The following is a 26,378-nucleotide window of genomic DNA, read 5'->3' on the forward strand; positions in this document are numbered from 1 at the left end:
AAAAAGAGGAAGACAACGGTCTTCCTCTTACACTACCGTTACTTTCACACCCATATCTTCCATTTTCCTGACGATATGTTCGGAAATTCCGCTGTCGGTAATCACTTCATCTATTTCTTCGAGGGCACAAATGCGACCGAAGCCTCGCTTTCCGAATTTGGTGGAATCCGCGAGTACAATGGTTTTCTGCGCAGTGGCCATCATTTTCTGGTTCAGGTGCGCTTCCATAATATTGGTGGTAGTAAGACCAAACTCCAGGTCGATACCATCTACCCCGAGGAATAGTTTACTACAGGAGAAATCTTCCAGTATTTTTTCTGCATAAGACCCGGTAACAGAAGTAGAGCTGTTACGGAGATGCCCCCCAAGCTGGATCACTTCAATCTCCGGCCGGCGCAATAGTTCCAGCGCTACGTTCAGCGCGCCGGTGATAACGGTAAGATGCCCTTTGGGTTGAATATTTTTTGCCAATGCCTGCACAGAGGTACCCGAGGCGATGATGATCGCATCGTTCGGTACGATGAGTGCAGCGGCAGCCTGCCCTATCAGTTGTTTTTCCTCCCGGCGTATATTCTCCTTTTCATTCACCGGTTTGTCCATGGTATATGGATTATGCACCGTAGCGCCTCCGTGTGAGCGGAATAGCAGCGACTTATCCTCCAGCAGCTTGAGATCTTTTCGTATAGTCACGCCCGATACATCCAGCTCCTTACATAGCTCCAGTACATTAACATATCCCTTCTCGTGCAGTTTGCCGAGAATAAACTTATGACGTTCCGCAATATTGATCATAGACATATCAGATAAAAATAACGTATTAAAGTGTGTTGACACGGGATAATCTGAAAAAGATGCTCCTTACAAATATCCGGCAATTTTGTTTCATTTGGTTAAATATGATTACGTATTAGGTAGTTAATATCCTTCATTCTGACCTCTAAAATTTGAAATATGAAATCAAATGAAGATATAGTGATATTATATTTATATCTATCTATTTGATTAATAATATATTACATTTTTCTTTTTATTTCTTTTCCATTCATCAATAACTTTTTCACCTTTTTCATTTTATTTTATACTTTGGTTTCAAATTATTTCTTTTTGTTTTTATTACTATTGCAAAGAAAATAAATGAAACAAATTAAAAGTTATAGGGGAATAAAATGAAAAGAACTGAATCAATCAGGCAATTAAAGGAAGCCGGTGAACAACCCTGGGATCTTATCATTATAGGTGGCGGAGCTACGGGTCTTGGTATAGCAATGGATGCCGCTACCAGGAACTACCGGACATTACTACTGGAGCAGGCCGACTTTGCCAAAGGCACTTCCAGCCGCAGTACCAAACTGGTACACGGCGGGGTAAGATACCTGGCGCAGGGCGATATTGCCCTCGTACGGGAAGCCCTGTACGAAAGAGGACTGCTGCTTAACAATGCCCCTCATCTGGCACACAACCAGCAATTCATCATCCCGCAGTATAACTGGTGGCAAGGCCCCTTTTATACCATCGGCCTCAAGATCTATGATTTGCTGTCCGGGAAACTCAGCCTCGGACGCTCCCGGCATATCAGCAGGTCGGAAGTGATCAACAGGCTCCCTACTATCCGGAAGGAAGGACTGAAAGGTGGAATCGTTTATCACGACGGTCAGTTTGATGATGCCCGTCTCGCGGTTGATATCGCGCAAACCGCTGCTGAAAACGGCGCCGTACTGCTCAACTATTTTAAGGTAAACGGCCTCGTTAAAAACAGCGCCGGCAAAATAAGCGGCGTTCGCACACAGGACCTGGAAACCAATGAAATCTATACGCTCCGGGCCAAAACAGTGATCAACGCCACCGGCGTATTTGTAGATGAAGTACTGCAACTGGATAACCCGGCGGCGCCCAATATGGTAAAGCCGAGCCAGGGCGTGCACCTGGTGCTGGACCCTTCTTTCCTCAACAGTAAAAGCGCTATCATGATCCCGAAAACGGATGATGGCCGCGTACTGTTTGCTGTACCCTGGAACAACAAAGTACTCCTGGGAACAACCGACACACCGCTCGATGAACACAGCATGGAACCCATCGCACTGGAAGAAGAGATCAGCTTTATTTTAAATACCGCAGGTAAATATCTTGACCGTCCACCTGCACGGGAAGATGTGCTCAGCGTGTTTGCCGGATTACGGCCGCTGGCAGCACCGCAAAAAGAAACGGGCAGTACGAAGGAAATTTCCCGCAGCCATAAGATACTGGTAGCGCCCTCCGGACTGATTACCATCACCGGCGGTAAATGGACCACCTTCCGCAAAATGGCAGAAGATACGGTGGACCAGGCCATCAAAACCGGTGGACTGGTACCGGTAGGATGCAAAACAAAATCACTGCATATCCACGGGTATCAGCAACAACCATCCGCGCCCGCACCGCTGGACATATACGGCAGCGATGCCGCCAGGATACAGGCATTTATTTCACTGCATCCCGACATGAAAGAGCAACTGCATCCACGCCTGCCATACATCAAAGCACAGGTGATATGGGCAGTGAAACATGAAATGGCCCAAACTGTGGAAGATGTGCTGGCCAGGCGCCTGCGCGCACTCTTCCTGGATGCGCAGGCCGCTATAGACATGGCGCCCGCAACAGCCGCCATTATGGCCGCAGAAATGAACAGGGATATCAACTGGCAACAAAAACAAGTGAAGGATTTTATACAGGTGGCACAACACTACCTCCTGAAAAATGGCACTACCTATAAACAACTGAAGGTTACGGCATAGACTAAACGGAATCAACATCCACGTAAAAATCCACGGGAAAAAAGAAAAACATGATCAGATACATTATGGCAATGGATCAGGGCACGACCAGCTCAAGGGCCATTATCTTCGACAAAGCAGGCGCAATTATTTCCACGGCGCAGAAAGAATTTACACAACTGTTCCCGCAACCAGGATGGGTGGAACACGATCCCGCTGAAATATGGAGCAGCCAGATCGGCGTAGCCACCGAAGCAATGGCGAAAGTGGGCCTGGAAGGTGGTAACATTGCCGCTATCGGTATCACCAACCAACGCGAAACCACATTGGTATGGGATCGCGAAACCGGTAAGCCCGTGTATAATGCCATTGTATGGCAGGACAGGCGTACGGCCGGTTTCTGCGACGATCTCAAAGCAGCAGGTAAAGAAACCCTGGTACGCGAAAAAACAGGATTGGTCATTGACGCCTACTTCTCCGGAACAAAAATCAGGTGGATCCTGGACAATGTACCCGGGGCACGGGAACGCGCCAACGATGGCAAGCTGGCTTTCGGAACAGTAGACTCCTGGCTGATCTGGAACCTCACCCATGGCGCGGTGCATGCTACCGATATCACCAACGCTTCCCGCACCATGCTGTTTAATATCCACACCCAGGCATGGGACAATGAACTGCTGGCCATGCTGGATATTCCTGCCGCTATGCTGCCGGAAGTAAAACAATCGAGTGAAGTATGTGGCGAAACCGCTCCCGGCATCTTTGCCGTACAGATCCCGATTGCAGGCGTTGCAGGCGATCAGCACGCGGCGCTCTTCGGGCAAATGTGCACCGCTCCCGGCATGGTAAAAAATACCTATGGCACCGGCTGTTTTATGCTGATGAACATCGGCGACACACCCATCATCAGTAAAAATAATCTCCTCACCACGGTGGCCTGGAAAGTAAACGGACAGGTACAATACGCACTGGAAGGGAGCATCTTTATCGCCGGCGCTATTGTGCAATGGCTGCGCGATGGTCTCGGTATCATCCGGGCCTCCTCCGAAGTGGAAGCACTTGCTGCCAGCGTAGAACAAAACGATGGCGTATACCTGGTACCCGCCTTTGCAGGACTCGGCGCTCCGCACTGGGACCAGCACGCACGCGGTACACTCGTAGGCATGACACGTGGTACCAACGCCGCGCATATCGCACGCGCTGCATTGGAAAGCATTGCCTATCAAACAATGGAAGTGCTGAAAGCGATGGAAGCAGATGCCAATATCAGCATAAAGGAATTGAGAGTAGATGGCGGTGCTACCGGTAACAACCTGCTGATGCAGTTCCAGGCAGATATCCTGCAAACGAAAGTAGTGCGGCCAGGTATTACAGAAACAACTGCGCTGGGCGCCGCGTATCTCGCCGGACTGGCCACAGGCTACTGGCAGAACCTGGAAGAAATTGCCAGCCAGTGGAAAATGGACAAATGTTTCTCTCCCAACCTGGAACAGGAACAACGCCAGCAATGGATCAATGGATGGAACCGCGCAGTAAATGCCGCAAAAGCATGGGCTCACCAATAAAATTATAAACTATGTATCCTTTTTTAGCTGAATTCATAGGTACTGCCTTATTGCTGCTGCTGGGAAACGGCGTGGTAGCCAACGTGGTACTGCATCAAACCAAAGGTAACAACAGCGGCTGGATCGTGATCACCACCGGTTGGGCGCTGGCGGTGTATATAGGCGTAGTGTTCGCCGGCCCTTACAGCGGCGCACACCTTAATCCCGCTGTTACCATTGCACTGGCTGCCGCGGGCAAATTCAACTGGGCAGATGTGCCTTTGTTTATTGCCATGCAAATGCTGGGCGCTATGCTGGGTACTTCACTGGTATGGCTCAATTACAAAGATCATCTTAATAATACGCCCGACAAAGGTTTGCAGCGTGCCGTGTTTTGCACGGAGCCGGCTATACGAAATACCTGGCGCAACTTCATCTGTGAAGCTACCGGCACTTTTGTATTGCTGTTTACCATTTTCTATTTCACCAACGCAGAAGTAGGACCGGAGAAAACACCGGTGGGCCTGGGTTCGCTCGGCGCCATGCCGGTAATGTTGCTGGTATGGTCTATCGGGTTGTCGCTTGGCGGCACTACCGGCTACGCCATCAACCCTGCCAGGGATCTGGGTCCGCGCATCATGTACGCACTGCTGCCCATAAAAGGAAAAGGACACAGCGACTGGAGTTATTCCTGGGTACCTGTTTTCGGGCCACTGGCCGGCGCTGTAATCGCCGCTTCACTGTACCTGTTACTAAAGTAGATAACGTTTACCTATATACGCAATTAATAACACGTTAGAACCACGCGCAATGAAAACAAAGTTTAATATCAGTCTCATAGGCTGCGCCATGGCGGTAGCCGCTGTATGCACCTTTAATGCATGTAAAACAACTAAAACAACTACTGCTGCAAAAAATGGGTATCCTTCCTTTTATAAAGTAGGACATCGCGGCACAAGAGGTTTAATGCCGGAGAATACCATTCCTGCCATGTACCGCGGGTTAACGGAAGGCGCCAATACCATTGAGTTTGATGTGCATATCACGAAAGACGGCCAGGTAATGGTGTACCACGACGCGTCGTTTACGCCATCATACACCACCACGCCGGATGGAAAAGATATCCCGGCAGAAAAGCGCACGGACTATATTTTTTACCAGATGAACTATGCCGATATCCGGCCGTTTATCATCGGGGAAAAACCATACCCGGCTTATCCGGAACAACAGCGCATGCGTTCTTACGCACCATTGCTGTCTGAAATGATAGACTCCGTAGAAGCCTATACGAAAGCGCATCATATGCCGGCGCCTTACTATCTGCTGGAAATAAAATCTTCCGAAAAATCAGATGGTAAAGAACAACCCGCACCGGAAGAGTATATGGATAAACTGATGGCGGTAAAGCAATTGCAGCCACTCGGGAAACGCCTGCTGGTGCAGTCTTTCGATATGCGCCCGTTACAGGTACTGCACCGCAGATATCCTGATATGGCACTGGGATTTCTGACAGATGATAAAAAGAACGGGTTCGATCAGCACCTGGAGCAACTGGGCTTCACACCGTTTTTCTATAATCCTAACTACAAGCTGGTTAACACCGGAGCTGGTGAGCAAATGCCATGCTAAACATATTAAGATTGTTCCGTGGACAGTGGATGACGTTAACGAAATGAAAAAGCTGAAAGCACTGGGCGTTGATGGTATTATAACCGATTACCCAAACAGATTACGCGAAGCAGGGCTCTGACCATTATTTATCTACCAGTATACTAACAAAAAAAACAAACACACTTATGAAATTCTTTTCACGATTCCGCCTGTTAAAACCGGCCACGTTCCTGTTGCTGTGTATCGGGATCATCGGCGCCGGCAGCTTATCCCTGCAGGCGCAGGACATTCCCGTTACCGGTAAGGTAACTGCCGCCAATGGCACGCCGCTGATCGGGGTGAACGTACAGGTGGCAGGTACCAGCCGCGGCGCCGCCACCGATGTAAACGGTGCTTTTAAACTCACCGCGCCTAAAGACGCTACCTTGAAATTTACCTTCATAGGTTACCTGCCTAAAGAGGTGAAAGTAAAATCTTCCGATGTACTGGTAGTGTTACAGGAAGATATCCAGAAATTAAACGATGTAGTGGTGGTCGGTTACGGCACACAGAAAAAAGCCACGCTCACCGGCGCCATCACCACCGTGAATATGGTGGATAAGGAAGGCCAGCCACTTACCAACGTAAGTAACGCATTGCATGGCGTGCCCGGCGTATTCGCCAACCTGAGCAACAGTCAGCCAGGTGTGGATCGCAGCACCATCCGTATCAGGGGACTGAATACTTTTGGCAGCACCGATGCAAGAGCCAATGAGCCGATGGTATTGGTAGACGGTATCGAGTACTCCATGGATGAACTCAATCCAAACGATATTGAAACCGTTACGGTACTGAAAGATGCTGCTGCCGCCATTTATGGCTCCCGCGGTTCCAACGGCGTTATCCTCGTTACCACTAAAAAGGGAAGAGGCAGCTCCCGCGTTAACTACAGCTATTACTACGGTCAGCAAAAAGCAACCTACCTGCCGGATGTGATCAGCGATCCTATCGCGTATATGAAACTGAAAAATCAGGCGCTCATCAATGAAGGAAAAGCCATTGAATACGCAGAAGCGGATATAGACGAGTACCAGAAAGGAATGGCGACTGATCCTTTCACTTATCCCGCAAATAATTGGTATGATATTGCCTTGAAAAACGGCGTGATCCAGAAACATGACCTGGCTATTTCCGGCAGCGGCGAAAAGTATAATTATCGCTTATCACTCGGTTACCTCGACAGGGACGGTATCCTCTTCGGACCTGGTAACCATGAAAAGAAATATTCCGTTGGATTGAATGCTTCCATGGAAGTATCCAAACGCCTGCGCGCGGGTATCACCATGGATGGTTACTACAGAACCTACACCACGCCGTTTTATACAGATACCTGGACTTACCTGGCCCGTACATTGCCTATCCTCACAGATACGCTGCCGGATGGCCGCTATGGCAACTCCTGGCTCAGAACAGCTGGCCGCAACAACTGGGAGAATCCGCGTATGCTGGCATACAACGGTTTACAGACCAAACAGATCCAGCGCTTCCTGACCACCGTTTTCGCAGAATATAAACTGCCTTTCGATATCAACTATAACATCAAGTTTGGTGTGGATAAATATGATGGTTTGCTCAGCGGCTTTACACCACGTATGCAAACTTTTAATCCGAAAACAGGCGCGGCTATCAACTGGAACAGTCCCGCTACTGCGCCCCGGTCAGCCAAAACGGATTATAACGACATGAATATCCATTTCTATAACACGCTCGACTGGAAACACCAGTTCAAAGGGAAACACAATCTCTCTGCCATGCTGGGCGCCAGTTATGACAATTTCGATTCCGACTCATGGGCCACCAGTATGTATGGTTACCTGGATGGACGATTGGATGCATTAAGCGCGGGCACTACCTGGAACGCTACCTCCGGAAATCTTACCCGCGATGTGCTGGAATCTTATTTTGGCCGTTTGAACTACGACTATGATGGCAAATACCTGCTGGAGGCCACCTTCCGTTATGATGGTTCCAGCCGCCTGGGAAGACACAGCCGCTGGGCGTTTTTCCCTTCCGTATCTGCCGGCTGGCGTATTGATAAAGAAGCCTTCTTTCATTCTGATTTCATCAACGTGTTGAAGCTGCGTGCTTCCGCCGGTAAATTAGGTAACCAGGCCATTGCACTGTACACGACAGACCCAACCGTCAACCTGGGTGAAGACTACAGTTTTGGCGGCGTATTAAATTCCGGCGCTGCGAAAACTGCGGATGCAGATTCCACGCTCAGATGGGAAATCACCAATGCTTACAATATGGGCGTTGATGTAAACTTCTGGAATAATCGTATAGGCCTTACCGTTGATGCCTATAAGAAACGCACCAATGGTATCCTTCGTGAAGTAGGCATGCCTTCCCAGGTGGGTAACCTGGCCGGCGCCAAACAGAATGTAGGTACGGTAGATAATACGGGTCTCGAAGTAGTAGCACAATATCGTGATCATATTGGCGAAGTGGATCTGAATGTGTATGGAAGTGTGGCCTACAATAAAAATGAAGTAGTGGACCTGCATGGTGAAATTATTTATGGTACAGGTACCATTACTCAGGCAGGATCGCCCATTGAGTCTTTTTATATTTTACAGGCAGAAGGCATTTTCCAGAGCCAGGCAGAAATAGATGCCAGCGCAAAACAATCTGCCAATACAAAACCAGGCTATATCAAATTTAAGGATGTTAATAAAGATGGCATCATTAACGGCGACGATCGTGTAATTGTGAACAGCTCTTCATCCGTACCGAAGTATACCTATGGTTTCGGATTCAATGTAGGCTATAAAGGCATCAGCCTGAGTGCCTCATTTCAGGGAATTGGCGGTGTAAAAGTGCTGCCTACTGCTAACCTGGCTTATCCGTTTAACAACGGCGCCAATGCTACCTGGGAATGGACAAGAGACGCCTGGACACCGGAAAAAAGAGATGCACGCCTGCCTATCGTAACTACCAGCACCGGGCAGCATCGATAATTTCCAGCGCTCTACTTTCTGGTTAAGGGATAACTCTTACCTGAGAATGAAGAATATTCAGCTGGGTTACGCACTGCCACAGCAATGGTTGTCGAAAGCAAGGATCCAGAAAGTGAGTGTGTTTATCAACGCGGAAAACCTGCTCACCTTCTCCCGTTATAAAGATTTTGATCCGGAATCTATACTGGATCAAACAACATTGTATACTTATCCAATGCTGAAAACCTTTAATGGCGGTATCAACGTTACCTTCTAAACATCCAAATTATGAATAGTATGAAAAAGATATATCTCTTACTTTCCTGCACGGGTCTCCTTGCTGCAGGTTGCAACAAAAGCCTGCTCGATACTTCTCCGCACGACCGTTACCCGGAATCAACCTTCTGGCAAACACCGGAAGCGGCCAACGCCGGCCTCGTAGGCTGCTACTCTGTATTGCGCAACCAGGGCATATTTGGTGGTAAAACCTCCAACAATGCCACCGCGCTTTGGGAAGAAACCCTTTCTCCCAACGCCTACAACCAAACGGATGCCATGAGCTTTAATTCCATTGCCCGTGGTACCCAGATGTCGAGTACCGGTGGTATCGTTACTGCCCGTTACTCCGATTGCTACAGCGGCATTGGCCGTTGCAATACTTTTTTGAAGAAGGTAGATGAAGTAACTGCAATTGAGGCGGACATCCGGAAGAGGATGAAAGGGGAAGCATATTTTCTGAGAGGGCTTTATTACTTTATACTTGAAAATTATTATGGTGCAGTGCCGTTAATCCTCGATCCGCCTGATAGAACTGCCCAGGCTAAGTTACCGCGTACTCCACGTGCAGAAGTGGTAGCCAATGTGTTGAAAGACCTGGATATGGCTGCTACGCTTCTGCCAGTGAAATACACAGGAGCGGATGTAGGCAGGGCTACCAAAGGCGCAGCCATGGCGCTGAAAGCCAGGGTGCTGTTGTACGAAGCCAGCCCGTTGCTGAATCCATCCAACGACCTGACGAAATGGAAGGCAGCAGCCGATGCCGCCTATAGCGTTATGGGGCTGGCCGGCACCGGCTATGGACTCTTTGCCGATTATCGGGGATTGTTTTTGCAGCCCAATGAAAATAACAAGGAAGTTATTTTTGATGTGCAGTATATTTTCCCGCAGCAGGGCAGCTCATTCGACCTGATCTGTACGCAATACAACACCAACGCACCGTTGCTGGACCTGGCGAAAACCTATTACATGAATAATGGATTGCCCATCACTGATCCGGCTTCAGGATATAAAGCAGATAGTCCGTATCTCCGCCGTGATCCGCGCTTATACGGCACCTTCACCTATCCGACCGATATGTACCGCGGCGCCATTATTCCTGCCAGCCGTTTTGCTATTACGGGTTATGGTATGAAGAAGTATAGCCTTTATGACAGTATTGCACCGCCAAAAGATAAGTCGGATCTGAAAGACGGCCAGTCTGATATCAACTTTATCGTATTGAGATATGCCGACATCCTGATGATGTACGCAGAAGCACAAAACGAAGTAAGCGGACCGGATGCTACCATCTTCGCTGCGCTCGACAAGATCCGCGACAGGGTGAAAATGCCACATATTTCCACTTCTTTATCCAAAGATGCGCTGCGCGCAGAAATCCGTCATGAAAGACGCGTGGAATTTGCCGGGGAAGGATTGTATTACAACGATATCCGCCGCTGGAAAACCGCTGAAACCGTGATGAATGCACCTATTGAAAACTACAATGGTAAGAAGATTGAAACCCGCACGTTTGATAAACTGCGCGACTACCTGTGGCCGATCCCGGTAGGGGAAAAAGATCTGAACCCTAACCTGGAACAGAACCCGGGATACTAATTGCCGGATATGTTATGCAGATATGCAGTTACCTGGTAACTGCATATCTGTATTTTTTATTTAGTCATAAATGGATACGTCGTCAATAGAGAAATCCTCTTCCAGCTGTACTTTGATCTCCGATCCCGGAAAGATCTTTTCAGCGATGAAATTTAGCATGAAACCTTCCGGAAATACTTCAATGCCTGTTAAGGCGAGATCATTAATAAGGGCGGTTAACTCATCAGCCGAAGGCGGTACATCCTGCTGGCCATAGGCACTTTCGTTGATTTCCCTTGCAACGGCGTCAACAATTTCCCCGAACTTCCCACCATCCAGGTAGGCCACCAGTTTCTTTGTTGCTTCCACCAGGGCGCTAAAGTCGTCCGGCTCCGTACTAACCGTTTCCGGGTCTATCATCAGGGAAACAGGTTCGGGAATAGCCGCCAGCTTCACTTTGGCGGTAAGCATATTTTCGTCGATATGGCCTTCTATAATTTCAGGGCCAAAACTGTGTTTTTTTGCCATCTTGTTGAAATTGACCGAATATAACAAATCGATGGGAATATAAAGCCCGGCTTTTAACGGATTTTTTCTTCAGGAGATATAAAAAGGGAATGCTATTTTTGTTGGTATAGGATAGGACAGCAGCATTGCTTTCCGGAAATACATATTCAACAGTGACAATTTAATTAACCCGGTATGAACCACGTATTTGAACAGGTTTATGAAATGGAGGCAGTGAGCGGATTATCCAAGCATGAACAATTGGTGAATGGTATTTTAAATGCTATCCAAAATAAAGGACTGGCACAGGGGGATATGCTGCCTTCTGTGAATGAACTGATCAATGAGTTTGGTTTCGCCCGGGAAACAATTGCGAAAGCCTATAAGGAGCTGGTAAGCAGGGGAATTGTAGAGCCGAGGAACCGGGTTGGTTTTTTCGTGGCCAATGTGAATATCAAACAGCACCTGCGCATTGCCCTGGTATTGTTTGCCTTCGATGCCTTCCAGGAAATGTTCTATAAAACCTTTCGCGCTGGTTTAGGCAAAGATGTGCATATCGATATTTTCTTCCATCATAATAATATAGAAGTACTGCAAAGTATCGTTAACAGTATAAAAGGCAAGTATGGGATGTACGTGGTGGCGCCTATCCCGCACAATAAAACCGCCGGTATCCTCGGCGCATTGCCGATGGATAAGTTCCTGATGATAGACCGCTACGAGCCTATTCCCGGTGACTACTCCTATGTGGCGCAGGAGTTTAAGCAGTCGTCCTACAAAGCCTTTTCTGCCCTGGCAGGAGTGATCAAGCAATATAAAGGCATGGTGTATTATCACCGGCCCGTAGCCGATACCCCCATAGAGATCCTGCAGGCATTTAAGAAGTTTGTAAAAGATTTTAATATCAAAAGCGAAATAAAACCGGAATACCTGCCAGGCACCCTCGAAAAAGGGAAGGTCTATTTCACTATCAACAATGCCGAGCTGTGGACCATGCTCAAGGATTGCAAACAAATGAAACTCAAGCCCGGTAAAGATATTGGCATCCTCTCGCACAACGATGATATTGTAAAAGAACTGATTTTCGACGGCATTACCACTTATACCACCGACTTCAAACTCATGGCTGAAAAGGCTGCTGCCTTTGTTTTAACCCGCGAAAAGATCCGGGAAATAATCCCCACTGTACTTATCAGGAGAAAATCGTTATAATCTATTTATAAAGTTTTTAAGCGAGAGGATACGTGTTAAACGTATCCTTTACGCTTCTTATGATATTGTTTTATCCTAACCTGATTGCGGTTTAACCCTCCTGTGCCTTTTTTGCGGCACTGCAAAAAATAATTGCCCATTTCTTTTGGCGGTTATGAAAAAAATATATATTTGCTATAGGATAGTATAGGATAGTACAGGATCACATTTCTATTTCGCGAGATACCAACATCAATCATTAATTACGATAGAATTACAGGTTTCCAGGTTATGACGGAATGAATGAAGTAAACGTTATGAAATAAACTTTTTTTCTCCCTTTACATTAGTTACTGAATGCCACGTATAACTATGATGGCCGTTTGTCCTGCAGGATATCCGGAAGCATCGCTATGCATTTTATACACGTTATGTTTTTTATACTTCCAATAATTGCTCTTAATATGTTCAGGAAATTTACTTGCTACAAGAAGAGATTTACTGCCGTTTTGCCAACGGCATTATCCGCTCCCCGCTACCTTTTGACCCTGCTGTTATTGATACTGGCAGGCAGCGCTCACGCGCAAACACCGGCCCGGGTAACGATTACCGGATCGGTGTCCGACACCACCGGCAGATCCCTGGAAGGCGCCACCATCTCGGTAAACGGCAAAAGTTCCAGTGGAACCGCCACCGACCGGAATGGTAAATTTATCCTCGACGTACCCGTCGGCGCCACCATCCAGGTAACCTTCGTAGGCTTTATCGAACACCGGTTTGTGGTAAGCGCCACACAAAAAGATTATCACATCCGGTTAAAAAGTGTGATCGCCTCGGTAGATGAAGTAGTGGTAACTGCCTTCGGCCGCAAGCAAAGAAAGGAAGCCGTGGTTGGCTCGGTCACCAGCGTCAACCCGGAGGACCTGAAAATCCCCACCAGTAACTTAACCAACGCCCTGGCCGGCCAGATGGCCGGCGTAATCGCCTTCCAGCGCGGCGGTCAGCCGGGAGCAGATAACTCCCAGTTCTTTATCCGCGGGGTTACTACCCTGGGATACAGCGCCAGCCCGCTCATCCTCGTTGATAACGTGGAACTGAGCGCCAACGACCTGGCCCGTTTACAGGTAGATGACATCGCCAGCTTTTCTATCCTGAAAGATGCCAGCGCTGCAGCCCTGTACGGCGCCAGGGGCGCCAACGGCGTAATCCTCGTTACTACCAAGGAAGGCAAACCAGGTAAAGCCAGGGTAAGCGTACGCCTGGAAGATGCCATTTCAACACCCACGCAAAACCTGAAACTGGCAGATCCGATTACTTTCATGAATCAATACAATGAAGCAGTAACTACCAGGAACCCATTGGCTACGCCATACTTCACGCCCAACGCCATACTCGCTACCAAAGCTACTATCGATAAAGCGCCAGGGAGCAATCCGTATGTATACCCGGCGGTCGACTGGATGAAAACATTGTTCAAAGATCAAACGACCACCAAGCGCGCCAACTTCAGCGTACAAGGCGGATCAGATGTAACCAAATATTATATCGCCGGATCCTATGCCCGCGACAATGGTATCTTACAGGTAAATCCCGTGAACAACTTCAACTCCGGCATGAAGTTCGAAAACTACCAGCTGCGCTCCAATGTAAACGTAAAGATTACCAAAACAACCGAAGCAGTGGTACGTCTCTGGGGTAACTTCAACGACTATACGGGACCTATCACCGGCGATGCCTCCGGGTTAGCCACCGACCTGTATTCCAGGGCGCTGCACACCAGCCCGGTGGCATTCCCTGCCTATTACGAACCGGATGCGGCAAATGCGAACACCAATCATATCTTATTCGGCAGCGCCTATGGCAACGATGGCTCCCTGCTGAATAATCCCTATGCCAGCCTGATGTACGGGTATAAAAACTTTTCGGAATCCAGGATGTCGGCACAGTTTGAGCTGAACCAGGACTTCAACTTCATCACAGAAGGACTTACCTTCAGAGGTATTTTCAGCACCAACCGCTATTCCTATTTTGACCTGAGCCGCTCCTATAAACCGTTCTATTATGGAGTGGGAAGCTATGACCCCGATGCTAATACTTATGTGCTCAACTGGCTGAACAGTTCACCCGGACAAGCACAGGAATTCCTCGGTTATTCAGAAGGGGCTAAAAATATCTATAGCTACATCTATTTACAGGGCGCAGTGGATTATAACCGCGACTTTGGAAAAAGTAACCTGAGCGGTACCGTGATAGGTACCCGCCAGCAAACACTTTACGGTAACGCCGGTAGTTTGTTAGGATCACTACCTTACAGGAACCTCGGTTTTTCAGGAAGAGCTACCTATTCATTCGATAAAAAGTACTTTGTTGAATTTAACTTTGGTTACAATGGATCAGAAAGATTTGCACCGCAACATCGCTGGGGCTTCTTTCCCACCATCGGCGGCGCCTGGGTGGTATCCAATGAATCTTTCTGGGAAGGCGGCATCGCCAAAATTGTTTCCCGCCTGAAAATCCGCGGAAGTTACGGCCTGGTAGGAAATGATAATATTGGCAGCCAGCGTTTCTTCTATCTCTCCAGCGTAACGCCTGATGACGCGAATGGTCCGGGCGCTACCTTCGGTACCAACAATAGCTTCACACTTAAAGGTACTACCATACAGGCTTACCCCAATCCGGACGTAACCTGGGAAACCTCCAAAAAAGGTAACCTCGCCGTGGAAATGACGATCGCCAACAAACTCAATGTAACCGCAGAAGTATATAACGAGAACCGGTACAATATCCTGATCAAACGTGGATATATCCCCGTTACCGCTGGTATTGAAGGTTCCGCCTCCAACAATCTCCAGGCAAACCTGGGTAAAGTAGATTCAAAAGGGTTCGATCTTCATCTCGATTACAAACAGAATTTTTCAAAAGATATGTGGTTGTCTGTTATGGGCAATCTCACGGTAACAGACAATAAAGTCCGCTATTACGAAGAACCGGAGTATAAATATGCATACCGCTTTTCCACCGGCAACCCCGTTAACCAGCAGTTCGGATATGTGGCAGAACGGCTTTTTGTAGATGATAAAGAAGCCGCTAATTCTCCTGTACAAAACTTTGGCAGCGAGTTCCCTAAAGGCGGCGACATCAAGTATAGAGACATTAACGGGGATGGCGTAATTAACCAGGACGACCAGGTGCCCATCGGTTTGCCTACCACGCCACAGATTATTTATGGCTTTGGTTTTTCCTTCGGGTATAAGAGTTTCGATGTGAGCGCATTTTTCCAGGGACTGGCAAGGGAATCATTCTTTATTGATCCGAAAGCGACCGCACCATTTGCAGATAACGCGCAATTGCTGCAGGTATACGCCGACAATCACTGGTCCGAGGAAAACCAGAACCTGTACGCCCTCTGGCCGCGGTTATCCACCTCGCATATTGCCAACAACGAACAAAGCAGCACCTGGTGGTTGCGCGATGGAAGTTTCGTAAGGTTAAAGTCTGTTGAAATGGGTTATTCATTACCGAAAAGATGGATCGCACCATTACGGTTAACCAACTTCCGGGTATACTTCAGTGGCCTGAACCTGCTCACCTTCAGCAAATTCAAACTGTGGGATCCGGAGCAGGCTGGCAACGGCTTCGCATACCCCATCCAGAAAGTATTCAACCTGGGTGTAAATCTTAATTTCTAAGTATAAAAAATATAAAACAATGAGATTTTTTAAAAGAACATTGTTGGTAGTATTGCCGGTCATCTTATCAGTATCCTGTAAGAAATACTTAGATGTAACACCGGACAATGTCGCTACGCTGAACAGTTCATTTGCCAACGCAAATGAAACACAGGCTTACCTGTTTGGTTGTTATTCCAACATGCAGGGCCTGGCGGATGTGAGGCGTAACGCAGGTTTCACCAGCTCCGGCGAAGTGATCTTCCCGATTGACCTGCTGGATAAGAACACACTCGGTGGTGCAGGCGGAGACAACGGCTTTAACGTAATGCGCGGTTTGCAGAACAGCCCCAATCCATTATTAAATTACTGGGATGGTTATAATATGGGGTTGAACCTGTGGCAGTCGATCCGCATGTGTAACACCTTTCTCGATAACGTAGATCAGCCGCTGGACCTTCCGGAATACCAGCGCAACAGGTGGGTGGCAGAAGCAAAATTCCTGAAGGCGTACTATCACTACTGGCTCATCAGGATGTATGGCCCCATTCCTATTTCGGATGTAGCCTTGCCCGTGAATACGCCTACAGATGAAACCAGGTTGAAGCAACAATCCGTTGACTCCTGCTTTGGTTATGTAGTAAGCCTGCTGGACCAGGCCATTCCCAACCTGCCGGATGTAATACAGAATGCCGGTGCAGAAGCAGGCCGTATTACGGCCGTAATTGCCAAAGCAGTAAAGGCAGAAGTGCTGGCTACACAGGCAAGCCCGTTGTTTAACGGGAATCCTGATTACGCATCCATCAAAGGAAAAGAAGGGCAAAACCTTTTCCCGGTGGCGTATGATGCCACTAAATGGCAACGCGCAGCCACCGCCTGCAAAGTAGCTATTGATGCCGCTGTAGCTACGGGTGCCGCCATCTACCAGTTCAGGGCCAGCGGAGGTATCGTGCATATGTCCGACACTACCAAACAACTGGTAACCTTGCAGGGTGCACTCACCGATCCGTGGAATACAGAACAAATATGGACCCTCAACCCGCAATTCGGCTGGCAGTATATGGCTTCCCCAAGAGTAACTGCTGATGCAGCTTCCAACGGTTTTGCCGTATATTCCAATTTCTCCGTTCCAATGGCGCAGTCGGAATTGTTTTATACACAAAACGGCGTACCTATCAATGAAGACCGTACCTGGGATTATGCCAACCGTTACAAAGTGCAAACCGGCGATGATGCGCACCGGTATTATATCCGCAAAGGCTACACCACTGCCCGCGGTAACTTTTACCGCGAAGCCCGGTACTATGCCGACGTAGCCTTCGACGGCAGCATCTGGTTTGGCTCTGCCAACACAGACGATAACAACGCCAACTATGTAAATGCGGTAAATGGATTTGCTGCGTATACCCCTACCCGTTATAACGCTACCGGCTATTGGCCAAAGAAACTGGTGCCATGGCAAACTGCCTTCGGACAAACATCCGTGCAAACCAATTACTCCTGGCCATTCATGCGTTTACCAGCCCTGTGGCTGTTGTACGCAGAATGCCTGAACGAAGCCAATGGTCCGGGTGCAGAAGTATACAGCTATATCGACAAGGTAAGGGAAAGAGCCGGCTTGCCGGGAGTGGTGCAGGCATGGTCCAACTTCTCCCGTAATCCCACCAAATACGGTTCTAAAGAAGGATTAAGAGCGATCATCCACCAGGAAAGAAGAATAGAACTGGCCTTTGAAGGACAGGCAGGATGGGACCTGAGAAGATGGAAAGAACTGCAGGCAGTACTCAACGGTCCTTTCCAGGGTTGGAACGCGAAACAACGTACCACGCAGGGATTCTACCAGCTCACCAACGTATACCAGCCGGTATTCGGGCTAAGGGATTACCTGTTTCCTATCCAGGACTACGACATGCTCACCAATCCCAACCTGGTACAAACACCTTATTGGTGATAACAGGCATGCGTAAACGAAATCATTTCAAACCAGTTTTTAATTTTTTATATGGATGCTATATATAAAATATTCCGCGTGCTGATACCGGTGGTTACATTACTGATGATCCAGTATTCGTGTAAGAAGAATGATGGATACAACGATGTAATTTCGGATGATAAAACAAAACCACAGCCGGTTTCTAATATCAGGGTGATCAATAAAAACGGTGGCGCTTATATCACCTACACCTTACCCGACTCAAAAAATGTACTCTACGTGCAGGCAGAATACATGATCAACGATACCAAAAGCAGGCAAACCAAGTCTTCCTTTTATTCCGATACCATCGCAGTAGGCGGTTTTGCAAAAAGCCAGGATTATACGGTAACGCTGTACACCGTTACCCGTGCGGATGTGAAATCTGATCCTGTAAAAGTAACGGTGCATCCCGGCACCCCCACATATCTTCAGGCGCTGCCCACCGTGGTTATGCGTGCAGATTTTGGCGGCATCAACATCAGTGTTACCAACACTGCTAAAGATAATATCGGGGTGGTGACCATCACGGAAGATGCCACCACAAAGAAGATGGAGATCAAAAACCAGAACTACACCAACCTGGAAAATATCAATTACAGCATCAGGGGATATGATACCATCCCCAGGAAGTTTGGAATATATCTGGCAGATGAATTCGGGAATATCTCCGACACGGTGTATGCCACTATCAAGCCCATCTACGAAACAATCATGGATAAATCGAAGTTCAACGTTTACAAGCTCAATTCCGATGATGGATCGAGCTTTGGATGGGAACTGCGTTACATGTGGGATAATAACCTCGGCCGGCCCGGCTATCACTCTACCTATCCTACCACGGCGCCATTACCTAAATGGGTAACATTCGACATGGGACAGGTAGCTAAACTGAGCCGGTTTACACTCTGGGGCAGGGGCCTGGATGATGGTAATTATCTCTGGGGATACGGCAATCCGGATACCTGGGTGATGTGGGGCCGGGCAGATGAACCGGTGGATGAAATACTACCGGATACCACCAATCTTCCTGCATTGGGACAGGCAACGCCCGGCGGATGGATTAATATGGGCGTTTATCATTTGCCTGCACAACCATCCGGACTGGTATCACCGGCGTATAACAATGCCGATCTGGCTTTCTGGAATGCCGGCTTTGGATATAACTTTTCGCTGAACCTGCCCAAAGTAAGGTATATGCGGTTTGAATGTGTTACCAATGCAGCGCATAGTAATGAATTCTTTCACATCATGGAACTCAGTATTTGGGGCGATAACAGGTAGCGTATCTTACCTGATCCCCTCTACCGGTATTGTTTAAAGTTATTTTATTAAAAATATAAAGAGATGAGAAAGTATCCCATAACTGCAAAACTCCTCTTACCATTTTGCGGTTTATTCTTCTTCATAGCCTGTACACGGAAGGCAACAGACTTCCGCGACTTCCTCGGCAATACAGAGGTGCAGTACCCCGGTACCGTATCAGGGATTACGCTGTTTCCCGGCAACGGCCGCCTGGCCATAGGATGGAAGCCCAGTCCCGATCCCAGCATCAGCAAGTATGTGTTGTTCTGGAACAACCGGCAGGATTCCGTAACCATCAATGCCACTTCGCATAATCCTTCAGATACGGTACGTTGCCTTATCACCGGGTTAAACGAATACGCCTATACGTTTTTCCTGTATTCCTATGATGCCGCCGGTAACCGGTCTATTGTAACGGAAATTGATAATGCGCATGTATACGGCAATATTTATAAAAGCTCATTACACAACCGTCTCCCGGATGCGACTACGCCTTATAAGGTTCGTGACGACGGCTCCGTAACGTTGTTCTTCTCCATACCTGATACTATTAATATCAGCACCAGTATCAGGTATACCAATGCCGCCGGTGTGGCTGCTGTAGCCTCCATTGCCGGCGACCAGGATTCTGTTAATTTACCCGGCTACAAGGCCGGTCAGGCAGTCACTTACCAATCGTCCTACATTCCTTCAAAAAGCGCACTGGATACTTTTTATACCAACAGCTACGATACCTTCCCAGATATCTACAGATTGGTGGCCTGCGATAAAAGCCTGTTCCAGGAACACGACCTGCCAAATGATATGGGCATCTACCAGTCGGACACCCGCGTCAGCAAATTATGGGATGGCAGCGTAGGTCCGCAGGGATATCCCAACATTTTCCATAGCGACGATAATGGTTCCAACGACCCACTGCCACGTACCCTCACTTTTGACATGGGCAAATTATACAACCTGGGTCAGATCGAGGAAACAGGCAGGAACTGTTGTAATAATCCTTCCGAGTTTGAAGTATGGGGTATTGCGGATATTTCCAATGCAGCCACGTCGCTGAAAAGCACGGATCCGGGATGGGCTGCTGAAATGAGCAGTAAAGGGTGGACATTATTAACCACTGCCATAAGAGGAGACGACGGAAATGAAGCGATGAAATTTAACTTCATTCCACAGGCCCCGCCGGCACGTTACATTCGCATAAGAGTGTTGCATACGGTGAATAATTCCAATTCAATAAACATGAGTGAAATCACGATGTACAGCAAACAGTAAACAATTATCTTTTATAAGAAAGCGGCAGATGGAATATCGGTTAATCTTGAACCGGTGAGCAAAGGAATAAAAAAAGGAGAACGCCTGTTAACAGGCGTTCTCCTTTTTAAAAGAAAAAACAAAATTATTGTTTCACCACCTTCATCGTTTTGCTTTGTGTACCCTGACTAATATTTATATAATAAATACCTGGTTGCAGGTTTTCACCAACCTGGTAATTCACGCCGGCATTTATTTTTGTAGAATAAATGATGGTGCCGGAGTTATTAACAATCCTGAGTAGCGTCGGCGCTTTCGAGGAAGAAGTCATTTTTACATTAAACACGCCGCCGGAAGGATTCGGATATACATCCGTTGTAAAATCCAGTTTAGCACCGCTGCTTAATTTATTGCCAGCCACTGCGACCATGCTTTGTTTTTGATTTACACTTTGCAGTGAATCTGCCGCTGTTAAGTTCCGTACTTCGATACCGGCAATTGAACCACTGTAAGGATCATACAATCCTGTTTTAGGGTAAAACATCACCGTTATCAAACCTGCGCTGTTGGCTGTTGCCCTGATGGTTTTTATTACGGCGGTATTCAACCTGTTGCCTGCGGCCTGGTATATATTAAAGTCTGTAAGACTGTCCAGTCCATTGGAGGCTCTGATGCTGAATATCCGCTTATTTTTCTCTGCGTCCTGTGCCTCAACGAAGTGCATCCGGATAGCATACACCGTGTTAGGGGTGAGGCCACGCAGGTAATAACGCATCTGGGAAACATTGCTTTTGAACACACGTATATACTCGTATACCTGCGGAGGAGCGGGATCGGTTACATATGAAACATCTACGGGAGAACTCACTCTTTGTATCCAGGTATAACCTGCATGCCATAGTTTATCGGTTCCGGTAGGTCCTTCGGGAACATATTGCGCAAAGGTAGTGTTTGCATACGGGCCGGGAGGCGTGTTCGTAGTACCCGCGTTTATGCCATAAACAGCCGATTGATTTGTTTTTAAAACTTCTATACAATAGTCATCCACCCATACCGTACCGAATCCAACCTTGGAAACCCAATAAGTAAGCCCTGTGGCACTATCAGGCACGTTAATGGTATCTCTTATCTGAGCCCAGTTCTCGCGGTATGCGTTCACATTATCTATTTGTTTTTGGTAAGCGGTACCGGTAGCAGCGCCCTGGTTATTTACAAACCCAACACCATATCCTGACCACCAGGGATAACCCGTAGCATCTTTTTCTACTTTAACCCATTGACTAAGTACGATGACGCTGCCGCCTCTCACAGGTATGGAATCTTTTATGTTCAAAGCGGTGCTTGCTGTAGTGGAACCCAGCGTAGCGGCTTTGTCGCCCGAATGGCCTTTACCACTAACGGCGTACACGGCGCCCACTGTAGCGACAGACTCTTTATAAGCTATCCAGTTAATAACACCGCTTTCAAAACCATAATTGGGTATTCCTCCACAGGAATCAAACGGCACCACGGTTACCGGCAAAACTGCTGAAGCCCCTGAGCCATCTTGTGTATTGACGGTAATGGTAACGGTACCTTGTTTAATGGCGGTGATAAGGCCTGTACTGTCAACTGTAGCAAAGCTTGTATTAGAACTGCTCCAGCTTACTTTTTTAATGGAGGTATTAGCCGGCACGAAATTAACTTTCACGCGCAGTGTATCCCTTTCCCCGATAGTAGCGGTGGCCGGTTGTAATGTAAGACCGGTGGCCAGTACATTGGCTACATGAATATTGGCCTGTGCTTTAATAGCCGGGTTATCTGCCGAGGTGGCGGTGATGATTGCATCGCCTTGTTTGATACCGCTGATGGTGCCATTGGTGCTAACTTTAGCCACGGTGGTATCTGAGGATGTCCACACTACTCCTTTATTGCTGGCTTTGGCCGGGCTGATGCTGGCGTTCAGTTGTAAAGTTGATCCTACAAATACGTTGGCCGAAGTGCTATCCAGCGTTAAGGATGTAACAGGTATGTAGATAACAGTATAGGTTTTTGCAGCCGTAAATTTACTTTCCGCAGAGGTAGCGGTGATAGTAACCGTGCCGGCGCCTTTTCCTGTTACCACACCGTTCAGATCTACTGTAGCGATAGCGTCGTTGGAAGATTTGTAGACCAGGTTCCGGTTGGTGGCATTTGCCGGTGTAGTGGTCAGCTTCAGCGTGTCTTTATAGCTTACATAGAGATTACTGCTGTCTGAATTGATGCTGATTCCCTGGAGCGGGATGATAGATACCTCAAGGGCGGATATAGAAGCACTGTAAGGATCGTTGGTACCCGTTTTAGGAATGAACATCACCGTTATTACACCAGCGTTGTCAGCTTTTGCCTGAAGCGTGCGTGTGATCACGGTATTCAGCTTATTGCCTGCAGCCTGGTAAATGTTGAAGTTGATGAGACTGTCGCCGCTGGTCTTCACATTAAACACCCGGTTAGCCTTGTCAGCATCGCTGGGCTCAACAAAATGGAGGCGCACCGAATAGTTGGCATTGGGAATCAGGTCGCGGAAAAAGTAACGCAGCTGGCTCGACGAATATTTGCCGATGCGCATATACTCATATACGGGACGGGGAGCAGGCGATGTTACCTGGCTCAGGTCCATCGTTGCGGTATTGCGACCACTCCAGGTATATCCTGCATGCCATAGTTTATCGGTTCCGGTGGGCCCTTCAGGTATGTATTGACCGACTGCCGTATTCTGAAGTGGCGTTGCCGGGCTTCCCGTGGTGGCCGTTGTACCTGCATTGATGGCTGTTACAATGGTGTTCACGACCAGCTGTACGGTTTTAGTAGCACCTCCGTCCGCTGTGGAAATGGTGAGGGTAGTAGTGCCCAGCTTTAAGCCGGTAACCACGCCGTTGGCATCCACTTTTGCAATGGTGCTATCTGCCACGGACCAGTTCAGCGTTTTATTAGTGGTATTTGAGGGCACAAGAGTAGCGATAAGCTGCTTGGGCGTATTCATAGTACCATACGTCACACTGTCTATCGTAATACCGGTGGATATAGTGGGAGGAACGACGACAATCTGTATTGTATCCGTTTTCCCTCCATCGACCGATGTAACGGTAATAGTGGCGGTACCTGCATTAATGCCGCTCACCTTCCCGACCTGATCTACTTTAGCGATGGCGGTATCCGAGGAGCTCCAGGTAATGGCAGGATTGGTGGGATAGGTGGGCGTGAGCTTTGCACCCAGTTTCACGGAGAATCCTCTTACAATAGTGTCTGATGCGGGATTGACTATTTCTACCGACTGAACAGGACCGGCTACCGGGGAGCCGAAGAAGATGCCATTCCCGCTGATGGCAAGAAACATTCTTCCTTTATTGTCTGCCGTAATATTCTGCACCACGCCTGGTACCCGGTCTAAGATGGTGGTCCAGGTACGGCCGGTATCATCTGAGCGGAAGGCGCCGTAGGTAATGCCATTGATGGGAAGGATCTGGGCGGTGGCGTACAAAGCCAGGTGCGCATTGGCCGTGGTGTCCGACATGGCGGCAGCTATCCATTTGGGCTTGAAATTTTCGCCACCTACCTTACTGAATGTTTTACCAGTGTCTGAGGTATGGTAAAGGGCGGCGTATTGAGGATAGGCGTCATCATAAAATGCGATCCATACATCCCCTGTTTTTCCCGGCGTTGCTTCAATGTTGGAGGTAGTGGCATAAGAAGAGCCATTGGTGTTGTTGCCGGCGTTTGCAGTAAGACCAGTGGCAGTTGTTTTCTGGAATGATTTTCCGCCATTGGTGCTTACATAAAAAGAACCGCGGTCCCAGATATAGAAATAATCGCCGTTTACCTTATCCGCTACGAGATGGTTTTGCCCGGGATATAGGTTGAACTGCGGACCAGCGGGTAAGATGCCCGAAGAAGTACCGGTGGATTTGGTCCAGGTAGTGCCCAGGTCTTCCGACCAGTAAACGTTACCGGGAGCATCATTAACATCTATTTGGGTGAGCCAGAGGATATTTCTCCGATTAGCGGATACGGCTACACGCCCACGCAAACCGGGCGATTTCCCAAAAAGGGTGTAGGTATCACCACCATCGGTGGAGTAACCCGCGCGTGATGCTTCAATCTTATTAGCCGCAGGGCCGTCGCAGCCTACGCGGACAACAAAATTAGGGTCGGTATACTGGAAAGTTACTCCCTGCATGTTAAACGCTGAGCCGATGCCGTAATGCAGAGCGGTGCCGGAAACAGCGCCCTGGTTCAATGGTTCTGTAAGGGAACGGTGATGGGCGCCTCCCACATCTGCAGTAGCGGTGAGCAACAGGTTCTTGCCGCTCGGAGGAGCTGCCATAGGGCCTGTTACCACAATTTCTTCCAGGCCCACTACGCGGATCTTCCAGTTGGAAATCGGGTCAAAGATATTATCTGTGGAAAGCACGTCCAGCATATCGTTGAGCCATATCCGGTTCGGGTAAAAAGGATCCCAGGTAAAAGCAGCCGCATTATGCCCGGGTGAATTATAATATAACCCGTCGTTCGCCGAATGCGGCGCTTCCGAATTATCGCGGGTGATCTTTCCCTGGGTATAGGAGCCCGGGGCGCCGCCCTGCCTTGAAATATAATAAGGATCTTTTTGCCAGCTGCCGCGGGTGCTTACAACAATATCATTTGAATTGGCAGGGTTTACTGCTACTTTAGAGAAGTATCTGTCGCTATTAACCGGATCTGGATCTAAAGTTACAGGAGACACGTCCTGCCAGCTGCCACTCTTATACTTGTAGACGCCTTTTTTTTGATTCTCGGTTCCGGCAGATACGTACAGGGTGCCATCGCCGTGAATTACGGCGCGGATAGGATACAATGGGCTGTTGCTCATCAACGTGAAAGAAGCACCGCCGTCATCTGATGCCCAAACGCCTGTAGGCCGGCCGATGTAAATGCGCTTGCTAACATTCTGCCCGTTTATGGAAACGGTGCCGGCGCTTTTGTCGAAAAGAATAAAGGAACAGTTGCCAGGCGTGGTGATGGCGCTTACCTGCGACCAGCTGGCGCCGGCATTGTCCGTTTTCAGGGCGCCATTCTGGTCGGTAACAACCCATACCGTATTGCTATTGGAGGGATCCACCTGTATACGATCCCCGTAAGTCTGCGTGCTGTTAGGGTGTACAACAATAGGAACCTGCAGGTCAGTCCAGGAGTCGCCCCTGTCGGTACTCTTCATGATAGTACCCATTGAGCTCGACCCTTTGCCCGGCGCCGAACCGGCGCCGTTTTCCACGGTAGCATAAAGAATGTTGCCGGTGGCATCACTGGGATCTACACCAATGCTGCCGCAACGCTGGTTAACTTCCCAGTTCCAGTAGTTGACTGGTATTTTTTTGAACAGCATTAAATGCTCCCATTTCTGCAGGTTCTTATTCCATCGGTAAGGAGTGCCTACATCGGTGGTGATGAAATAAAGATCGGGTACCATAGGGTGCGCCACAAAAGAGGGCAACGAACCGGACCCGCCTATCCGGACCTGGTTCCAGGTGTACGCTTGCGCATGTACTTCCTGCGAAGCAGTCAGATAAAAAATTGTTAGTAGTAAAGTGTAAATCGCTCTCATGTTCATAGTGGAATTTATTAGGCTTGTTTTAAATTTATCCTGGTCTGTTTGTTTGGATATACCTGTTGTCCGGAGGCTGGACACGATACATGTTTCAAAAACGCGGCTATAAAATAATTGTATCAGGTTTTAATAATGGCGACTATGG

At 48.2% G+C, this 26,378-nt stretch carries 16 protein-coding genes; 13 read left to right on the top strand and 3 right to left on the bottom strand.

The window, feature by feature from the left end; all coding sequences use genetic code 11:
- Nucleotides 1-27 precede the first annotated feature (27 nt).
- Nucleotides 28-798 (bottom strand): DeoR/GlpR family DNA-binding transcription regulator, encoded by a 771-nt coding sequence (locus QFZ51_RS09150; protein ID WP_429045256.1) that lies wholly within the window; start codon nucleotides 796-798, stop codon nucleotides 28-30.
- Nucleotides 799-1,166: 368 nt separating this feature from the next.
- On the opposite strand from QFZ51_RS09150, the gene QFZ51_RS09155 reads away from it, so the two are divergent.
- Genes QFZ51_RS09155 through QFZ51_RS09190 form a run of 8 tightly spaced genes read left to right on the top strand, consistent with a single transcriptional unit; the run spans nucleotide 1,167 to nucleotide 10,758 of the window.
- Entirely contained in the window at nucleotides 1,167-2,771 is a 1,605-nt protein-coding gene (locus QFZ51_RS09155) for a glycerol-3-phosphate dehydrogenase/oxidase (protein WP_429045258.1), read from the top strand.
- A gap of 50 nt (nucleotides 2,772-2,821) precedes the next feature.
- Nucleotides 2,822-4,315 carry a glycerol kinase GlpK gene (gene glpK / locus QFZ51_RS09160; protein WP_429045260.1) on the top strand — a complete coding sequence of 498 codons (1,494 nt, stop codon included), beginning with the start codon at nucleotides 2,822-2,824 and terminating at the stop codon, nucleotides 4,313-4,315.
- A gap of 11 nt (nucleotides 4,316-4,326) precedes the next feature.
- Complete coding sequence (locus QFZ51_RS09165; RefSeq protein WP_429045262.1) at nucleotides 4,327-5,055, top strand: MIP/aquaporin family protein; 729 nt, start codon at nucleotides 4,327-4,329, stop codon at nucleotides 5,053-5,055.
- Nucleotides 5,056-5,104: 49 nt separating this feature from the next.
- The gene (locus QFZ51_RS09170; protein WP_429045263.1) at nucleotides 5,105-5,923 is read left to right on the top strand and encodes a glycerophosphodiester phosphodiesterase family protein; all 819 of its coding nucleotides are present in this window, start codon (nucleotides 5,105-5,107) and stop codon (nucleotides 5,921-5,923) included.
- Entirely contained in the window at nucleotides 5,808-6,044 is a 237-nt protein-coding gene (locus tag QFZ51_RS09175) for a glycerophosphodiester phosphodiesterase (RefSeq protein ID WP_429045265.1), read from the top strand. Before QFZ51_RS09170 ends, QFZ51_RS09175 begins: the two co-directional genes overlap by 116 nt.
- Before the next feature lie 46 nt (nucleotides 6,045-6,090).
- A complete protein-coding gene (locus tag QFZ51_RS09180; protein WP_429045267.1) occupies nucleotides 6,091-8,904 on the top strand; it encodes a SusC/RagA family TonB-linked outer membrane protein in 2,814 nt (937 codons plus the stop codon).
- A gap of 46 nt (nucleotides 8,905-8,950) precedes the next feature.
- Nucleotides 8,951-9,160, top strand: a complete 210-nt coding sequence (locus QFZ51_RS09185) for a hypothetical protein (protein WP_429045269.1) — start codon at nucleotides 8,951-8,953, stop codon at nucleotides 9,158-9,160.
- 20 nt (nucleotides 9,161-9,180) lie between these two features.
- Entirely contained in the window at nucleotides 9,181-10,758 is a 1,578-nt protein-coding gene (locus QFZ51_RS09190; protein ID WP_429045270.1) for a RagB/SusD family nutrient uptake outer membrane protein, read from the top strand.
- A gap of 60 nt (nucleotides 10,759-10,818) precedes the next feature.
- On the opposite strand, the gene QFZ51_RS09195 is transcribed toward QFZ51_RS09190, so the two are convergent.
- Nucleotides 10,819-11,265: a hypothetical protein gene (locus QFZ51_RS09195; RefSeq protein ID WP_429045272.1), complete on the bottom strand. Its 447-nt coding sequence runs from the start codon at nucleotides 11,263-11,265 to the stop codon at nucleotides 10,819-10,821.
- A 174-nt stretch (nucleotides 11,266-11,439) separates the two neighbouring features.
- Between QFZ51_RS09195 and QFZ51_RS09200 the strand changes: the two genes are divergently transcribed.
- The 5 genes from QFZ51_RS09200 (at nucleotide 11,440) to QFZ51_RS09220 (ending at nucleotide 20,652) form a co-directional block, all read left to right on the top strand.
- Nucleotides 11,440-12,456, top strand: coding sequence for a GntR family transcriptional regulator (locus QFZ51_RS09200; protein WP_429045273.1), 1,017 nt, complete (start codon nucleotides 11,440-11,442; stop codon nucleotides 12,454-12,456).
- Between the two features lie 443 nt (nucleotides 12,457-12,899).
- The gene (locus QFZ51_RS09205; RefSeq protein WP_429045275.1) at nucleotides 12,900-16,124 is read left to right on the top strand and encodes a SusC/RagA family TonB-linked outer membrane protein; all 3,225 of its coding nucleotides are present in this window, start codon (nucleotides 12,900-12,902) and stop codon (nucleotides 16,122-16,124) included.
- A 19-nt stretch (nucleotides 16,125-16,143) separates the two neighbouring features.
- On the top strand, nucleotides 16,144-18,054 hold the full coding sequence (locus QFZ51_RS09210) for a RagB/SusD family nutrient uptake outer membrane protein (RefSeq protein ID WP_429045278.1): 1,911 nt from the start codon (nucleotides 16,144-16,146) through the stop codon (nucleotides 18,052-18,054).
- Nucleotides 18,055-18,105: 51 nt separating this feature from the next.
- Complete coding sequence (locus tag QFZ51_RS09215) at nucleotides 18,106-19,359, top strand: DUF4959 domain-containing protein (RefSeq protein ID WP_370909625.1); 1,254 nt, start codon at nucleotides 18,106-18,108, stop codon at nucleotides 19,357-19,359.
- A gap of 63 nt (nucleotides 19,360-19,422) precedes the next feature.
- Entirely contained in the window at nucleotides 19,423-20,652 is a 1,230-nt protein-coding gene (locus QFZ51_RS09220; RefSeq protein WP_429045280.1) for a DUF4998 domain-containing protein, read from the top strand.
- Between the two features lie 124 nt (nucleotides 20,653-20,776).
- Here QFZ51_RS09220 and QFZ51_RS09225 read toward each other — a convergent pair whose 3' ends face one another.
- A complete protein-coding gene (locus QFZ51_RS09225) occupies nucleotides 20,777-26,230 on the bottom strand; it encodes an Ig-like domain-containing protein (RefSeq protein ID WP_429045282.1) in 5,454 nt (1,817 codons plus the stop codon).
- Nucleotides 26,231-26,378: the final 148 nt, after the last annotated feature.

Source organism: Chitinophaga sp. W3I9 (assembly GCF_050434025.1).
GTDB lineage: Bacteria > Bacteroidota > Bacteroidia > Chitinophagales > Chitinophagaceae > Chitinophaga.

What these genes read in the sequence shown, in the direction of transcription:
- QFZ51_RS09150 (WP_429045256.1), bottom strand. Translation starts at nt 798, where the DNA reads ATGTCTATGATCAATATTGCGGAACGTCATAAGTTTATTCTCGGCAAA.
- QFZ51_RS09155 (WP_429045258.1), top strand. Translation starts at nt 1,167, where the DNA reads ATGAAAAGAACTGAATCAATCAGGCAATTAAAGGAAGCCGGTGAACAA.
- glpK (WP_429045260.1), top strand. Translation starts at nt 2,822, where the DNA reads ATGATCAGATACATTATGGCAATGGATCAGGGCACGACCAGCTCAAGG.
- QFZ51_RS09165 (WP_429045262.1), top strand. Translation starts at nt 4,327, where the DNA reads ATGTATCCTTTTTTAGCTGAATTCATAGGTACTGCCTTATTGCTGCTG.
- QFZ51_RS09170 (WP_429045263.1), top strand. Translation starts at nt 5,105, where the DNA reads ATGAAAACAAAGTTTAATATCAGTCTCATAGGCTGCGCCATGGCGGTA.
- QFZ51_RS09175 (WP_429045265.1), top strand. Translation starts at nt 5,808, where the DNA reads ATGATAAAAAGAACGGGTTCGATCAGCACCTGGAGCAACTGGGCTTCA.
- QFZ51_RS09180 (WP_429045267.1), top strand. Translation starts at nt 6,091, where the DNA reads ATGAAATTCTTTTCACGATTCCGCCTGTTAAAACCGGCCACGTTCCTG.
- QFZ51_RS09185 (WP_429045269.1), top strand. Translation starts at nt 8,951, where the DNA reads ATGAAGAATATTCAGCTGGGTTACGCACTGCCACAGCAATGGTTGTCG.
- QFZ51_RS09190 (WP_429045270.1), top strand. Translation starts at nt 9,181, where the DNA reads ATGAAAAAGATATATCTCTTACTTTCCTGCACGGGTCTCCTTGCTGCA.
- QFZ51_RS09195 (WP_429045272.1), bottom strand. Translation starts at nt 11,265, where the DNA reads ATGGCAAAAAAACACAGTTTTGGCCCTGAAATTATAGAAGGCCATATC.
- QFZ51_RS09200 (WP_429045273.1), top strand. Translation starts at nt 11,440, where the DNA reads ATGAACCACGTATTTGAACAGGTTTATGAAATGGAGGCAGTGAGCGGA.
- QFZ51_RS09205 (WP_429045275.1), top strand. Translation starts at nt 12,900, where the DNA reads ATGTTCAGGAAATTTACTTGCTACAAGAAGAGATTTACTGCCGTTTTG.
- QFZ51_RS09210 (WP_429045278.1), top strand. Translation starts at nt 16,144, where the DNA reads ATGAGATTTTTTAAAAGAACATTGTTGGTAGTATTGCCGGTCATCTTA.
- QFZ51_RS09215 (WP_370909625.1), top strand. Translation starts at nt 18,106, where the DNA reads ATGGATGCTATATATAAAATATTCCGCGTGCTGATACCGGTGGTTACA.
- QFZ51_RS09220 (WP_429045280.1), top strand. Translation starts at nt 19,423, where the DNA reads ATGAGAAAGTATCCCATAACTGCAAAACTCCTCTTACCATTTTGCGGT.
- QFZ51_RS09225 (WP_429045282.1), bottom strand. Translation starts at nt 26,230, where the DNA reads ATGAGAGCGATTTACACTTTACTACTAACAATTTTTTATCTGACTGCT.